Consider the following 14,905-nt stretch of genomic DNA (forward strand, 5'->3'; position numbering starts at 1 on the left):
TCTTGAGGCGAGTTGCTCACAACGAATAACACGAATAAAGAGCTCAGCAAAACTGTTGAGCTCTTTAGTTTTATCTACACACTAACTTACACAAACTCTAAGTCAGGGTGTGCAAATGCTTGTTGGCAGACAGTGAGTACATGATCAACTTCAGCAGCTGTCATGTCTGCATTGACTGAAAAACGGATGATGTTTTTGTTCCTTCCAGTTGCAGGGCGGCAAAACACTGCGCCGTAAACATTTCGCTCTTCGAGAAAGTCGCGGACTCGCTCAGTGTTTCTCTCGTTACCACATTCTAATGCGATAATTTGTGATTCACTGCGAATAGTAAATCCAATGCGTTTTAAACCAACGGCTAAAGACTTGGCTCTTTCAAACAGAATATCTCGCTTATCATCTGATTTTCTTATGACGTCCAGTGTTTTCTCTAGCCGAATGATCTCTTGCGGTAATACGGTAGAACTAAATATTGCAGGGTACGCCACAAATGGAAGCGTCTTCGCCAGTTTTTCTGGGCCTAAAATTGCGCCAGCACGATAAGCAAATGTCTTGGCAAGACTAACGGTAATAAAATCTACCTTATGAGTTAAGCCAAGACCCTGCAGTATCCCCGCACCTTGTGGACCGTGTGTACCTAAAGAGTGTGATTCATCTACAACCAGGCCGCAGTCAAACTCCTGTGCTATTTCGTAGATATCACGTAGAGGAGCGATGGTCCCGATAGTGCTGTAAACCGAATCCACAACAATGATCCCTGAACCGTGACGTGAAATCTGTTTTCTTAGGTGACTGGTGTTGTTATGCATGAACGGATGAATTTGTGCTCCGGCAATACGTGCGCCTTCCCACAAAGACATATGTGCAAAGAAATCAATGTACACAGGTATGTTCGGTGCACAAATAGTCTGCAATAAACCGACATTCGCAGCCCAACCAGATTGAGAAAGTAGACAACTAGGCATACCAACGAAACTGGCTAGTTGCGTTTCAAATACAGGTTTCGATTCATCGTCTTGTAAGAAAATCGCGGACATCACGACGTTGTCATCGTGCTGGGAAATCGCATCACGATGCGCGTTTTGAATCTCCTTATTATGAGACAGTGCAAGGTAATCATTGCTTTGCAGGACAACGGCATTACACGGTGGGCGTTTACCAAGAACAAGGTGTTTTTTGTTCTCATTCGGTTCGATTAGATCTTGAATATAAAAATCTAGGCGTTCCTCGATAAAGGAGGGAAGTGGTTTGCTTTGTATAGTTTCACTCATAATAAATCTCTTCTTCATATGGAAAAACGCCAGCGCTGACACTTATTCATATTGCGGATTTTGGGGAGAGTGTCACTAACCAGGTTGCATAAGTTTGCAGACCCTTGCAAACTCGACATTTGAGGGTTGGATGGTGGCTGTAACTCTATAGGGGCCCGGGGTCTAAACTAGTTTGTGCTTAAAGTTTATACGGCGATTTTGCGGTGTTTTTTCGTGCTTCATATCTGGGATTTTGGATGAGGAATATAAAGTTTGAAAAGTGAAAAAAATGGGCGCATTAGATAACAAAAAAGGCGCGAAAATCGCGCCTTGAAACATGAGTAGATAAGAGACAAGCTTATCGCTTATTACGTAAATAGCGCTTACGACGCTCTTCTTTACGCTTCGCTTTTTCTTCTTCTTTACGGGCGGTCTCAATCTCGACTTCAATCAGCTCTTGAGTGATCATTTCTGGGCGTTCTAATGTAATTTGGCCCAAAGTGCCTTGACGAAGTTCGTGCAATAAGATCTCTGATACTTTGTGCAAGTCAACACGTCCACCTGCACGTAGTGCACCGCGGCGACGACCAATTTCTTCCATGATCTCGATATCTGATTCTGGAAGCTCTTCAATTTGATAACGCTCTTTAAGCTTGTCTGCATAATGAGCTGCTAGGTATTCAATGGTATAGAATGCGACTTCGTCATATTCCATCGCTGTATCTTTTACCGCGCCGGTAGCCGCAAGGCGGAAGCCACTGTGTGGATTTTCCACTTTTGGCCATAAAATTCCTGGAGTATCAGATAATACGATGCCATTTTGCAGGTTGATACGTTGTTGACGACGTGTAACCGCGGGTTGGTTACCTGTTACAGCGATTGTTCGACCTGCGAGGGTGTTAATGATCGTCGACTTTCCAACGTTTGGGATGCCCATGATCATGGTGCGAATGTTTTTACCAATTTCTTCTCGGTGTGGGGCAAGTTTGCGACAAAGCTCCATGATTCGATGCACTTCTTGTGGTTCAGAAGTCGTGATCGCCATTGCTTTTACATGTTGCTCTTGCTCCAAGTGCTCAATCCACAGTTGAGTTAACTCTGGATCGGCCAAATCACGTTTGTTCAAAACTTTAACGACAGGTTTGTCACCACGGATTTGAGAAATCAAAGGGTTTTCACTACTGAAAGGAATACGAGCATCCAGTACTTCGATGATCACATCCACTTGAGGGATTGCTTCTTCGATCTCTTTACGTGCTTTGTGCATGTGGCCAGGAAACCACTGGATTGAGTTATTAACCATTTGAATTTAATACCTTAATTTTTCTAATGCTCCAGCGGTTGTAAAAGTAGCAATGTGAATCTTGAGTAATACAATACTAGAACGCATTTTCTAAAACTGTGTTTACTTCAAGCTGCTCGAAACCGCGGAGTTGAGCTTTCTTTCATGTTAATGCGTCAGTTTATCATGGAATGATGATGAATCATTCAAGATGAAAGTAAAAAGCTATGGCGTGCAAACCTAAGCGCACACATCTCTTATATATACCGACTCGCAGTGAATATCCGTCTGGGTGAGAGACCGAACGCAAACGCTGTGTAGTCAAAGGTGGATTGTGTTGTCAGATTGTTCTGACGAATTTTGGTTTTCTGCTTTTATATCAAAGTGTTATTTTTATTTCGCTGTTGAGCGAAGTTTGACTTTTATCTGACAAAAACTAGTCTGAGCTTCCATTCAGAGGAAGCAGTCATGCTCAGTATTCTTAGAAGTATTACGGTATCGTCCGTCGCCTTAATTTTTTTAGCGAGTTCTTTTTGCTCAACTGCCAAACAGAGTCCTAAACCGAAGGTCATCGTTGGTGTTATTGCGCAAGACGAAGCTAAAGACTCGTTTGACGGTAGCGTTGGTCCTTCGTACGGAATTAGTCTTGAGTATTTGTCTAACATTACTAAAGCTCTGGATTATGAGTTAGAACTTCGGACTTACAAGCATATTCCGTCTTTACTTGCGGATGTCGAAAGCAAGAGGATTGATGGTGCGGTTGGATTTAGTAAAACAGCAGCAAGAGAAAAGCGTTTCTTGTTTTCGATGCCTTTTTTTTCGAGCACTATCGCTGTTTGGTATCGGAATGCCACTTACCGAGATAGTGATGCGCGTGATCTTAAATGGGTGTGTGTTGAGGGCAGTGTATATTGTGACAACCTCACTGAACGCGGTATCGATAAGATACATTACGTTAAAACACGTTTAGAGGCGTTTAATGAAGTTAAGCGAGGTAAAGCGAACGCGCTGATTTACACTTATGTTGGTATTACCCAATATTTGGATTTGAATGACATTGTAAAAGGGGTTGTCGATATTCCCAGTTGGTTGAAAAACGAAGAGGTGAGTTTTATCGCTTCGTTGGACAAACAAAGTCTGATCGATGACATCAACAAAATCCTTCAGTGGGAGCAAAATGGAAAAAACATTCGCTCCGTCGCCTCGAAAAATCCTTACCATATCAGTGATAAGTTATTGGTAGATTACCGACGTAATCATCAAAACAAACTAGTGATAACTTACAGCAGCAGTGACGAAGCTTATCCGTTTCTCTACCGAGATTCGCAAACGGGCGAGTTAGATGGTTTCTTTCCAGACTTCATCGACTTATTGCAGTCTCGTACTGGCTTGAGCTTTAAGTATGTGAAGCCGACGTCGAGCCTTTCCAATGGATTAACGGCATTTGATGCTGATATAGTCCCCGTTTCTTATGTGGGTGATCTACCTAAGTCAGATTGGTTGTTCACTAAACCATTCATGCACAGTAATTACGTGGCTATCCAAGCGGAGCAGAGCAAGCGCGATAAATCTGCATTGAAAGAAGCGGGTATTCTGCTCACTTTGAAAAAGCAAGGGTTAGTTCATTTGGGCACTTGGCAGCGAGGCCAAGTTGATCATTATGATGATTTGAAAAAGCTGCTTACCGATTTGAAATCGGGCGTTTTGGATGTGGCTTACATTCCTGACGACATCGTTCACAACATGATTGCACAAGATCAAGTCGATGGCTTGGTGATCAATGCGGAGGACGTTTTGACGTTCTCTAATGCATTTGCGGTTGCAAACCACAATACACAACTGCAACACATGTTGAACAGCATCATCGAAACCATTGATTCTAACGAGATCGAAAAACTGCTGCGTTCTCACCGAAGCTTCAAACTGACTTATGGCTATGACGCGGAGCAGATCGCTACATTTGTTGTTGCTGGTTCATTCATATTCTGTCTCATGTTAATTGCGACGTATTTCATCTTATCTCACATGCGACTTAAAGTGAGGTTAGCCGAATTTAATGCTGACAATGAGGAAGCGGAAAAGCAATGGCTGATGGACATCATCAAAGAGATCAATAGCTTGGTTTTTATCCATAGTGAAAATAACCATATGGAGATGAGCAATTGTGCCAACTACAACAGTAAACAGTGCCAACAATGTAAGTTGAAAAGTGATTCTGCGCACGCTCCTCTGGTGAATAATTTTGATGAACTAACCACTGTTATTGCTGGAAAGCGTATTTCAGAAGAGGTTGCCTCGTCGGGCTGTGAACTTGATATTAAACATGTATATCGAGAACGCAAAGTCATCGCTTCTCCTAGCGGTAAGAACAAGTTTGTACTGACTGTTATTCAAGATATTACCCAGCAAAAAGAACGTGAGCAGGCGTTAATCGATGCGCAAAAAGAAGCGCAAACCGCGGTACGTGCGCGCGAAAACTTTTTGGCAACCATGAGTCACGAATTAAGAACGCCATTGTCGGCAGCACACGGCATCCTCGATTTGCTAAATCGCCAAGTGATGGCAGATTCAAATCGCGAGTTAATTGCCCAAGCCATACGCTCGCTCAATCATTTGAATACGCTAGTAGACGAAGTACTGGATTATTCAAAGTTAGAGGCAGGGCACTTAACCGTCGCCCCAGTTAAGACCGACTTGCTTAAAACCTTGTGCGATGTGTTTCGAAGCTTTGAACCACGAGCGCTTGCGAAAGGTTTGGATTACAAAGTGACAATCAAACCATTTTCGAATGCTTTCATTGAAATCGACGCGCTGCGATTGGTGCAAATTACCACCAATCTGCTCTCCAATGCGGTGAAATTCACTGCCGAAGGAGAGGTTGGAATCAGTGTCATTCTTCATGAAAAGCAGCTTATTTTGAAAGTGGCGGATTCAGGTATCGGCATGACGGATGACCAACTCGAAGGCATTCTCAATCCTTTTGTTCAAGCGGATGACACTATTACGCGTAAATATGGCGGTACTGGATTGGGGCTAAGCATTGTTGACCGATTGATCGACAGCATGGGCGGCGTGCTCTGCATCGATTCACAATTTGGCTTGGGCACGACGATTACCGTCAGACTGCCAATTGAGCATTGCGACTCTGAGCCAGACGTTTGTTTGAACTGGACGTATAGCGAGAGCTTACCACTTAATGTTCGCCAGTGGTGTGACGCGTGGAAAATGCGTCCAGCGACGTTAAAAACAATGGTGGCGAACCTTCACCCTATACACGACAGCGATGCCAGTTTTAATGGCCTAATGCTGCGTGACGAACAAAGGGTACTTGGCAGTCTTACGCTAAGAGAGCTTCAATATCCAGATACATTGTTCAATTTGCTCAGCCAAACGCAGCAAGAAACCAAGCTTAGTGACGCAAATCAAGAAGTGGTTTCTTGGGTTCTCGGCACGGTACTGGTCGCAGAAGATAATCCCATTAACCAAAGTGTGATAGCAATGCAGCTTCATGAACTTGGAATCGAACCTGTCATTGTGAATAACGGCCGCGAAGCATGGGAATACATCAACCAAGATGAAAACGTTGTGTTGCTGCTGACCGATTTTCATATGCCAGAAATGGATGGCTATGAGCTTGTTAGGCACGTGAAAAACTCCGAATTTAAAGCAATTCCAATCATCGGTGTGACAGCAGAAGATGCTCGTCTTGCCATTGAACGTACACAGGATATCGGCATTGATGATGTGCTCTACAAGCCCTATGACCTTAATCAATTAAAAACCGTTTTGATTCCATTTATTGGCGAAAAAGAGAGGGGTAGGCTGCCCGGCTGGATTAAACGGTTCAAAGCACAGGACGCAAAAGAGATTGCGCGCGTGTTTAGTCAATCAATGTCTACAGATATAAAAAACTTAAACGCCGCATCGACTGAGCGAGACAAAAAACGGGTCATTCATGGCATCAAAGGAGCGGTTGGGGCGATAGGGGTAAGCATGCTGACTGAGCTTTGTATTGAGGCAGAACGAGTTAGTGCTGCGGAGTTTGACAGGCGAACAGCGGAGCTAATTTTACGAATCGAGCAGGAGATCGAAAACATAAACTATTGGGTAGAGACAAATGAATACACAACTTAATGTGATGGTGATTGATGACCATCCGCTACAAACCACAATACTTTCGCAAATATTGGATCGCTATTGCGCGCAAGTCATCCCCTTTAACTGTGTGGATGCTGCTATTCAGAGTGTGCAGGAACAACATTTTGACGTAATTTTTTGTGATATCCAAATGCCCGGAAAAGACGGCATCGATATGATGGAAATGCTCGATAAAGTCCAGTACCAGGGGCAAGTTGTACTGGTCAGTGCAATGGAATTGACCATTATTTCTGCGGTAAGAGCCATGTGCGAGGGATTTAGTTTTGAAGTATTAGGGAAGCTGCCTAAGCCATACGATGAAAATGAAGTCGTTGATTTGTTAGGTAAAATAAAAGATGAAAAAGCGAAACAAGTCAGCTTTGCGCAACCTATTGAAGTGGAAGATCAAGAATTCCTGTTTGCTCTGGCTGAAGGGCGCGTGAAAAATTATTACCAGCCTTTAGTCGATGTGCAAAGTGGGAAAGTGCTTGGGTATGAAGCGCTCGCGCGTTGGAATCACCCCATTTATGGTGTGTTACCCCCTCATTATTTTTTGCCAATTGTAGAGCGTTGCCGCCTTTCAGGAGAGTTGTTTCAAGCTGTATTGAGTAATGTTATCTATGACATGAAACACCGCGGATTGACGCAAAACGTATCCATCAATGTAGACCATGAAAATTTAGAAGATACGGCGTTCTCTCACTACTTTTTACAGCAATGTTCAGAGAGCGAGATTGACCCATCACAAATCACCATTGAAATTACAGAGCGAGATACATTTCAGACTAGCGCGTCCCTGTACAAGAATTTACTCAAGTTGAGGATGAACGGTGTCACTGTCTCAATAGATGATTTTGGCACGGGTTCATCGACGTTTGAAAAACTGGCTCAACTGCCATTCAACGAGTTAAAAATCGATCGTTCGTTTGTACAAGGTGTCGAATGCGACATCAAAAAACGCAACATCGTTGTTGCTATTTGCGCGTTAGCGAAAAGTTTGAATATACGACTGGTCGCGGAAGGTATTGAAGACGAAGTCACACTGCAAGCGATACGTGAGTATGGGATTGATCTTTGCCAAGGCTTTTACATTGATAAACCCATGCCACTAGAAGCCATAACCATACTAAATGAAAGATATGAATAAATTGAATTACTTGATCTTTGACGATCATCCTCTCGTTTGTGTTGCAATCAAGTCGTTGTTGGAAGAGTTAGGTAAAACAAATGGGGTATTTACTGCAACATCAGCGAAGATGGCATTACAAATATTGAAAAAGGAAGAAATTCAACTGTTGATCTTAGATGTGAACTTGGCAGATTGCGATGGGTTTGATTTCTACAAACGTATCAAATCCCATGGTTATGAAGGCAAAGTCATTTTCTTCTCCGCTGAAACTAGCCAAATGTACAGCCAAATGGCTTTTCGTTCTGGCGCTGATGGCTATGTGTGTAAATCGGAAAATCACGACATTCTTAAAGACGCGATAGAAGCGGTAGAGAAGGGGTATACCTTCTTCAAATTTAAGCAAGTTGTTAACAGCGTTCGAGAAATGTCACAACTTTCAAGCAGAGAAAGTGCAGTAATGAAGTATTTACTACAAGGAAAGTCCAATAGAGAAATCGCTTCAGTGCTATCAATAAGTGATAAAACAGTCAGCACATACAAACGCCGTCTATTGGATAAATTTAACGTAAAGAACATTGTTGAGCTAACAAGAGTGGCGGGGGCGTAAGACCGCATCATGACACTTAAAAGTATCGCGTTGTCTCTTTTCATCGCAACATTACTATTCGTCACTTCTGTCACAATGATTGGTGCGGTGTTAATTTCTTATGAAGTAAAGCAGTTCAACACTTACGCGAATAATTTAGCCAAAATAAAACAAAAAGTAATTCTCATGGGGCTATTGACGGAAGCGCAGCTCGAGCAATACAAAGGCATGAGCGTGAGTGAAGTAGAAGCGCAAACAGAGCTGAGCTTTCAAGATGCGATTTACTCCCTGTCACCTTATGAAAAACTTAATTACGTTGAAGCTGTTGCACGGAAATCGCTTCATCAGGCTGAAGCGTATTTATCAAATGCGTTCAATCGACAAAATGCCGTTATGTATTTTCGTTCTTATACTGGAAACAAACTCATCTTAGAGAGACCGATTGAAGCGTTAGAGGGAGTGAAAGCCACATTTGATGTTGATTGGTGTAAAAGTAATTATTCTTGTGTGTTAGCTGCGTGGAAAGAGCAACTGACGGACCGGGTATTGTTTTCCCTACCATTTAAAACGACATACTCCGATGACATGGCGATAAGCATCATGAGTCCGGTTTACTTTCAAGGTGAGTTAGTGGGGGAGTTCTCGGAACAATTGTACCTCTCGCCGCTTTACAATGATGGGAAAGCGGTAGATGTTCAAATAGCGAATGGGAACAAGCAAATGGTGATTTATTTCGCTGGCTACCCCTTTCCATCATTCGCGTACACCCAATCATATGTCGCAGACAACAACAATCTTATCGTTTACATGTACCCATTCAGTAAAATTGTATTGGATTACGTGTTCTTGTTTATCATCTTCTTTTTCGTAACCTTAGCGTATTACAACAAAGCTTATGAATCTAAAGAGAGCAAACTTCGCCTCGCGAAAGCACTGACGAACGTGACGAAAGATGATTTAACGGGATTGTTTAACCGCAGAGTCTTTCAAGATAGCGAATTCAAACGTCGTTTGGAAACCGCGCCATATTCCGTCATTGCAATAGATGGCGATAGGATCAAGCGAATCAATGACCATTACGGTCACCATGTAGGGGACGAAGTTATTGGGATTATTGCTGATGCTATGTCTAAAGTGTTTCGAAATAGTGATTATCTAGTTCGAACTGGTGGTGATGAGTTTGTTGCGATTCTGCCGGGTTGCAGTATCAGTCAATCTTCAATATTGGCGAAGAAGCTTCGTAGTGTCGTTAAAGATAACCGACTAAAGACCTTGGATATCGAAGTTAGTGTGAGTACTGGTATCGCGGCGAATGAGTTACACGAAACGCTTCAGGACGTTATTGTACGTGCAGATGAAGATCTCTATGAGATGAAAAAACACAGACAAAAGTCCCATTAAGCAGGTCTAGTATTGACTAAATGTTAAGTTACGGAACATAACCATGACATAACTGTTTGATTAATTTGACCAAACAGAATGAGTGGTCTTTTATATTAGAGCAGTCAACAAATAGTGATTGCTCTATTTATTCTCGACCTTACATCTGGTGTCGCACGTGAACAAAGATCTCGACTTAAACTTACTTAAAATACTTGTCTTACTGGATAAGCACCGTCAGCTCAAGCCCGTTGCGAAAGCGATGGGGAAGAGCGAAGCGTCAATTAGCAAATACCTTGCCCGATTGCGACTCCAGCTAAACGATGAATTGTTTATTCGGCATCCTCACCACATGGAACCGACGGACTATTTAAAACGTCAATTACCTAAAATTTCCGATGCACTCGAGAAGCTTGAAACTTGTCTAATTAGAGATGAGTTTGAACCGGAAAATTACGAAAAAGACATCACCATTTGTTTACCGCAAACCGCTCAATACTCATTTGGGCATTTACTTGCAATGGATTTAATGGCGCTGTTTCCCAAGGCGCACATTTCGATAGCAACGATTACAGAGTATACGATAGAAGAGATAATCCTAGGCAAAGTGGATGCGCAATTACATTACTTCAACGAGGATGTTCCGAAATCTGTTTATCAGAAGTTCATCGGCTATGCGCCTGCTGTGTTAGTTGTCCCTGAAGAGCTGGGAATTACCACCCTAGAAGAAGCAGCCAAACTTCCCTTTATCATGTTAGAGATTATCGGTTGGAAAGAGAAAGAGCAGCTCGTTAAGCGTGCGATGGAAAGCCACGGTATGGTCATCAACCGTATTGCGGCTCTAGACAACGTAAGCAGCGTATTGAAGCTAATTAAGCAAAAAAGCGCCGCAACCGTGCTACTTGAATATCAGGCGCCAATTGATGGATATAAATTTATAAGAGTGCCAGAGCATTTTTACCCAGATGGCTGGCCAAAAGTGGTTGTACAGGTGAAGCAAAGCTTAAGACATGATGCAATGCACCAGCTGTTAATCGGTGCTATTGCAAAATACATGAGCGCTTAGCGGCAAAACTCAATGTTTTCTGACTGAGGAATAGTATGCAGAAGTTCAATCAACGTGTCCGCATGGTACTTCTTCAGAATACGCGTTTTGTAGGTGCTGATTGTTTTAGCGCTGAGTGAAAGTTGTTCAGAAATCTTCTTATTAGAGTAGCCTTGTACAAGATAATGGAACACCATGGCTTCGCGATTTGAAAGTGTTACGTTACCCGACGATGGTGTGTGAGTCGACTTAAACATTGAGTAACCGCGTGAAACACTCACAATTGCGTCGATAATGGTCTCTCTTGTTTCATGCTTGCTTAAGAAGCCGTTTGCGCCCATTTCGTACGCTGCTTTAGAAAGACTCGAGTAGTCACGTGAAGAAACAAATAACAGTCGGCCACGATATCCTGTCGCTAAAATGTTTTTGGCTAAACGCATACCATCGCGGTCGCCAAGCACTACGTCTAAAATAATCAAATCAATCTTTTGGCCTCGGACAAGATCCATCACTTCCGCACTGTCAGTGGTTTGAATCACTTCAGCTGTGTTGACTACAGATTCAACTAGAGAAGCAATAGCTTCGCTATACAATGGTTGAGCGTCGATAATAAGAACATTATTCAAAGTTAACCTCACCTAATACATCAACTAGTGTGCTGTCAGGCGACAGCGCAATTGGATGAATAGGATTGTAGGAAAAACCTTGCTAAGAGGAAGGAAAATGACTCTTTCCAAAAGTGAAAATCAGTGTCTTGATTATGGGAATAGCGATGTCAGGTATTGAAATACCTAGTGATAGGATGATTGCTTAAAACTTACGCTGACAGAAAACTAACAAACTGAAAGTGTTCTTTCAGTGTTCTATGCCTTCAGATTTTCTTGCGATGCCTCTAGCGCTTCGATTTAAACCCGTGTGTTCACAAGCGCAGTTTTATACCATGCCACTTGAAGAGAGCTTGTTATACACCAGGCATGAGCACAGTAGCCAACTTTGTACTGATATCTGTTAGATAGGTTTGGCTATTGACGCTGAACATCACTTCAAATTATTTCTAAACTTTTCATTGACTCTGCCGCTAAAAGTGGAGGTGTTAATTCGCACTTTGGCCACTCATAATGTCGTGTTCAAAAATGAGACAATTTTACATGGTTTGGTATGGAAATGTGCGTTAGCCGTCCTTTTGATGGTTTACAAATTTTGTTGTAACGACTAAAAAGGACTTTTGGATTTTTAGCCAGAGAACGGCTTCTCATGGCGTTTGCATCAAACTTTTCTGATGCGTATTTTTGGTTGGATAATTGGCTTTATGAGTAACGTAACCAGCACCATTTTGACAGAAAGTGGTACCAATGAGCTTGAAATCATCGAGTTTCATTTAGAAAAAACATTGCCAGATGGCAGCACAAAAACTTGTTATTACGGCATTAACGTTGCGAAAGTACGAGAAGTGATTCGCGTGCCAGAAACAACCGATTATCCAAACGCACAACCGCATATGATTGGTGTGTTCTCATCCAGAGATGTACTGACGCCTTTAGTGGATTTAGCTGGTTGGTTAGGTGTGCCAACACGACAAGATCTGGAGCGCAAGTTTGTAATCGTTACGGATTTCAACAAAATGACCAATGGCTTCTTAATTGACAGCATTTCGCGTATTCATCGTATCTCTTGGAATGATGTGGAATCACCAAGTCAGTTTTTGGAAGCGGGCGAACAAGATTGTGTAGTAGCCGTTGTCCGTAAAGAAGGCAACCTGATCATGATTCTCGACTTTGAAAAAATCATCGCAGACATCAACCCAGAACTGAGTATGGAAAAATACGATGTGAAAGGGGACAAGTCGGTGGATCTCAACCAGAGAATGGTCGGTAAGCGTAATGCTAAAACGATCATGGTGGTGGATGACTCAGCATTTATTCGCTCTTTGATCCAAGATACATTAGCTTCTTCAGGTTACAATGTGATCACATGTAAAGACGGTGGTGAGGCGCATGAGAAGTTGATGAGCTTGATCGAGGTCGCGAAAGAAGAAAACTTGCCAGTTAAAGAGCTATTAGATGCGGTGGTTACGGACGTAGAAATGCCTCGAATGGATGGTATGCACTTAGTGAAGAGACTACGAGATACCGAAGCGTTTTATGAAATGCCGATCATTATGTTCTCGTCATTGATGAGTGAGGATAACCGAGCGAAAGCACTATCTCTTGGCGCAAATGATACGATTACCAAGCCAGAGATTGGCCGCATGGTGAATATGATGGATAAATACGTGTTTAACTTTGCGTAAAAAACCGATCAGATGAAACAAATAAGGCTGCCGATTGGCAGCCTTATTTTTATTGAGGGCAGGGAAGAATCTCTAAGGTGTAACTCTCGTTTGGAGTCTGCGGTGGCCCATATAAAATTCCGCATTGTGTAAGGCTAGCTCTTTTTTCGTCGGCTGCAGCAATGACCATTTCGCGAGTTGTTGAACCAGCCGGGTGATGAAATGTTTTCCAATCCGAGTCTTCTTCGTTCAGTCCTTGCACGAGTAACTTCATCGATTCGCTATCAGAATCAGGATATCCATATAAAAAAACACAGCGCTTTGAACCACCAATATTACAGCCGTCAAATGGTAAATCTGCCATTAAAGCACTGTCTACGAAGTTTGAAACGTAAGGCTTGCTTTCCAATCCCGCAATCGCCATTTTCCCATAACCCACGCCTAATGCTGACGCAATAGCGCCTTTCATTCCTTCCAAACGTGCTTCACGTGCATCGCTTTGAAGGTTTAAAAAGCGTGGCGCGGCAGTGACAGCAAGAATACCGAGCACGACAATAACTACGACTAACTCTATTAGAGTAAATCCCGTTTGTTTTTTCATATTATTTTCACAGCAAGTTAAAGGTAGAAAAACACTGACCGTACACTTGTTTATTGTGTAAATAAGTACGGTAATGATAAATCGATCAGTAGTATAAAGAGGTGAGTTGTAAAGTGCTATACCGACGCCGCACTAATTGACTGAATCCATTAAATGCAATGGAGAATTCACGGGTCTAATTCTGCTAGATTTTAAGAGGTCATTAATTCCGCTGAAGAAATGCTGCGTGAACAGGCGAGCATGAATCCTCTTCGATGTAAGCAAACATGTACATCAGCGGAATGAAATACAAAATGCAAATGAGGGCGAACCGCACAAATGGATTGTCTTTTTATTCACTTTGATGAATGCTACGCGGAATTCATATCGCAGTATGCCTGAGGTATTCATCATGCGAATGTGCTTTGGTTTTGTGTTTATTTTTCAAATATAAGAATAATCTAAATGGAATTCGATTCGATAAACTTCCTTGCAATAGGTTTGATATTTCTTGGCTCTTATGTCCAGACCGCAATCGGTTTTGGCTTGGCTATTGTTGCCGCACCTTTACTGATTCTTTGGGCGCCAGAATATGTTCCTGCGCCAATCTGTTTAGTCGCGTTATTTATTTCGTTGATGAATGCGATGAAGCACCGCAGTAGTGTTGAAATCGGCGGCTTAAAGATGGCGTTGATTGGGCGAGTGCCGGGATCAATTGCTGGTGGCTTGCTACTCTTTTTTGTATCTACACAAACTCTCACGCTTTGGATTGGTTTGTTGGTGCTGTTTGCAGTCGTGGTGAGTGTTTTACCGTTTCGGGTTGAGCCTACGCCTTCGCGTATGACATGTGCTGGTTTCTTTTCTGGGTTGTTTGGTACCAGTTCTGCGATTGGAGGCCCTCCGATGGCGTTATTGTTGCAGCATCAAGAAGCAAATCAGTTACGCGGCAACTTATCGGCTTTTTTTGTTTTCAGTTCGATTATTTCACTAATAGTACAAATCCCAGTGGGCTTCTTCACATTGCATCATTTGGTCATTACTATTCCTCTATTACCTGCTGCGGCGCTTGGTTACTGGCTAGCAATGAAAACTACCCAGTCGTTACCAAAAGAAAAGATTCGGTTTGGGGCACTTATGTTGTGTTTTGTGAGTGGCTTTACCGCCGTCGTACAAGCGTTGAGCCAATAATGCCATCTGCATCATAAAGTCACTGCGGGATTGCATTCCTTTTTATGTATGGCGGACTTGTT

Annotated in this window: 11 protein-coding genes; 7 read left to right on the forward strand and 4 right to left on the reverse strand. The window is 42.6% G+C overall.

The window, feature by feature from the left end; all coding sequences use genetic code 11:
- Positions 1-86 precede the first annotated feature (86 nt).
- Both cqsA and ylqF read right to left on the reverse strand, forming a co-directional pair.
- Positions 87-1,268, reverse strand: a complete 1,182-nt coding sequence (gene cqsA / locus MTF70_RS09360; RefSeq protein WP_017635350.1) for an alpha-hydroxyketone-type quorum-sensing autoinducer synthase — start codon at positions 1,266-1,268, stop codon at positions 87-89.
- A 337-nt stretch (positions 1,269-1,605) separates the two neighbouring features.
- Positions 1,606-2,550 carry a ribosome biogenesis GTPase YlqF gene (gene ylqF / locus MTF70_RS09365; RefSeq protein WP_005376521.1) on the reverse strand — a complete coding sequence of 315 codons (945 nt, stop codon included), beginning with the start codon at positions 2,548-2,550 and terminating at the stop codon, positions 1,606-1,608.
- Between the two features lie 447 nt (positions 2,551-2,997).
- Between ylqF and MTF70_RS09370 the strand changes: the two genes are divergently transcribed.
- The 5 genes from MTF70_RS09370 to MTF70_RS09390 all read left to right on the forward strand — a co-directional run bounded on the left by MTF70_RS09370 (position 2,998) and on the right by MTF70_RS09390 (position 10,827).
- A complete protein-coding gene (locus MTF70_RS09370) occupies positions 2,998-6,663 on the forward strand; it encodes a transporter substrate-binding domain-containing protein (RefSeq protein WP_025767845.1) in 3,666 nt (1,221 codons plus the stop codon).
- A complete protein-coding gene (locus MTF70_RS09375) occupies positions 6,647-7,813 on the forward strand; it encodes an EAL domain-containing response regulator (RefSeq protein ID WP_205461053.1) in 1,167 nt (388 codons plus the stop codon). The genes MTF70_RS09370 and MTF70_RS09375 overlap by 17 nt, the downstream gene beginning before the upstream one ends.
- Positions 7,806-8,402: a response regulator transcription factor gene (locus MTF70_RS09380; RefSeq protein ID WP_025767843.1), complete on the forward strand. Its 597-nt coding sequence runs from the start codon at positions 7,806-7,808 to the stop codon at positions 8,400-8,402. Before MTF70_RS09375 ends, MTF70_RS09380 begins: the two co-directional genes overlap by 8 nt.
- A gap of 9 nt (positions 8,403-8,411) precedes the next feature.
- Positions 8,412-9,782 carry a GGDEF domain-containing protein gene (locus MTF70_RS09385; protein WP_005376517.1) on the forward strand — a complete coding sequence of 457 codons (1,371 nt, stop codon included), beginning with the start codon at positions 8,412-8,414 and terminating at the stop codon, positions 9,780-9,782.
- A 157-nt stretch (positions 9,783-9,939) separates the two neighbouring features.
- Positions 9,940-10,827, forward strand: coding sequence for a LysR family transcriptional regulator (locus tag MTF70_RS09390; protein WP_025767842.1), 888 nt, complete (start codon positions 9,940-9,942; stop codon positions 10,825-10,827).
- Here MTF70_RS09390 and MTF70_RS09395 read toward each other — a convergent pair.
- Positions 10,824-11,432: a response regulator transcription factor gene (locus MTF70_RS09395; protein ID WP_025767841.1), complete on the reverse strand. Its 609-nt coding sequence runs from the start codon at positions 11,430-11,432 to the stop codon at positions 10,824-10,826. The genes MTF70_RS09390 and MTF70_RS09395 overlap by 4 nt on opposite strands.
- Before the next feature lie 683 nt (positions 11,433-12,115).
- Between MTF70_RS09395 and MTF70_RS09400 the strand changes: the two genes are divergently transcribed.
- On the forward strand, positions 12,116-13,096 hold the full coding sequence (locus MTF70_RS09400) for a chemotaxis protein (protein WP_025767840.1): 981 nt from the start codon (positions 12,116-12,118) through the stop codon (positions 13,094-13,096).
- 49 nt (positions 13,097-13,145) lie between these two features.
- On the opposite strand, the gene MTF70_RS09405 is transcribed toward MTF70_RS09400, so the two are convergent.
- Entirely contained in the window at positions 13,146-13,676 is a 531-nt protein-coding gene (locus MTF70_RS09405) for a prepilin-type N-terminal cleavage/methylation domain-containing protein (RefSeq protein WP_042520741.1), read from the reverse strand.
- 444 nt (positions 13,677-14,120) lie between these two features.
- Between MTF70_RS09405 and MTF70_RS09410 the strand changes: the two genes are divergently transcribed.
- On the forward strand, positions 14,121-14,843 hold the full coding sequence (locus MTF70_RS09410; protein ID WP_042520743.1) for a sulfite exporter TauE/SafE family protein: 723 nt from the start codon (positions 14,121-14,123) through the stop codon (positions 14,841-14,843).
- The last annotated feature ends 62 nt before the right edge of the window (positions 14,844-14,905 follow it).

The sequence above is a fragment of the Vibrio sp. 2CM40D genome (genome assembly GCF_023161825.1).
GTDB classification, from domain to species: domain Bacteria; phylum Pseudomonadota; class Gammaproteobacteria; order Enterobacterales; family Vibrionaceae; genus Vibrio; species Vibrio alginolyticus.

What these genes read in the sequence shown, in the direction of transcription:
- cqsA (WP_017635350.1), bottom strand. Translation starts at nt 1,268, where the DNA reads ATGAGTGAAACTATACAAAGCAAACCACTTCCCTCCTTTATCGAGGAA.
- ylqF (WP_005376521.1), bottom strand. Translation starts at nt 2,550, where the DNA reads ATGGTTAATAACTCAATCCAGTGGTTTCCTGGCCACATGCACAAAGCA.
- MTF70_RS09370 (WP_025767845.1), top strand. Translation starts at nt 2,998, where the DNA reads ATGCTCAGTATTCTTAGAAGTATTACGGTATCGTCCGTCGCCTTAATT.
- MTF70_RS09375 (WP_205461053.1), top strand. Translation starts at nt 6,647, where the DNA reads ATGAATACACAACTTAATGTGATGGTGATTGATGACCATCCGCTACAA.
- MTF70_RS09380 (WP_025767843.1), top strand. Translation starts at nt 7,806, where the DNA reads ATGAATAAATTGAATTACTTGATCTTTGACGATCATCCTCTCGTTTGT.
- MTF70_RS09385 (WP_005376517.1), top strand. Translation starts at nt 8,412, where the DNA reads ATGACACTTAAAAGTATCGCGTTGTCTCTTTTCATCGCAACATTACTA.
- MTF70_RS09400 (WP_025767840.1), top strand. Translation starts at nt 12,116, where the DNA reads ATGAGTAACGTAACCAGCACCATTTTGACAGAAAGTGGTACCAATGAG.
- MTF70_RS09405 (WP_042520741.1), bottom strand. Translation starts at nt 13,676, where the DNA reads ATGAAAAAACAAACGGGATTTACTCTAATAGAGTTAGTCGTAGTTATT.
- MTF70_RS09410 (WP_042520743.1), top strand. Translation starts at nt 14,121, where the DNA reads ATGGAATTCGATTCGATAAACTTCCTTGCAATAGGTTTGATATTTCTT.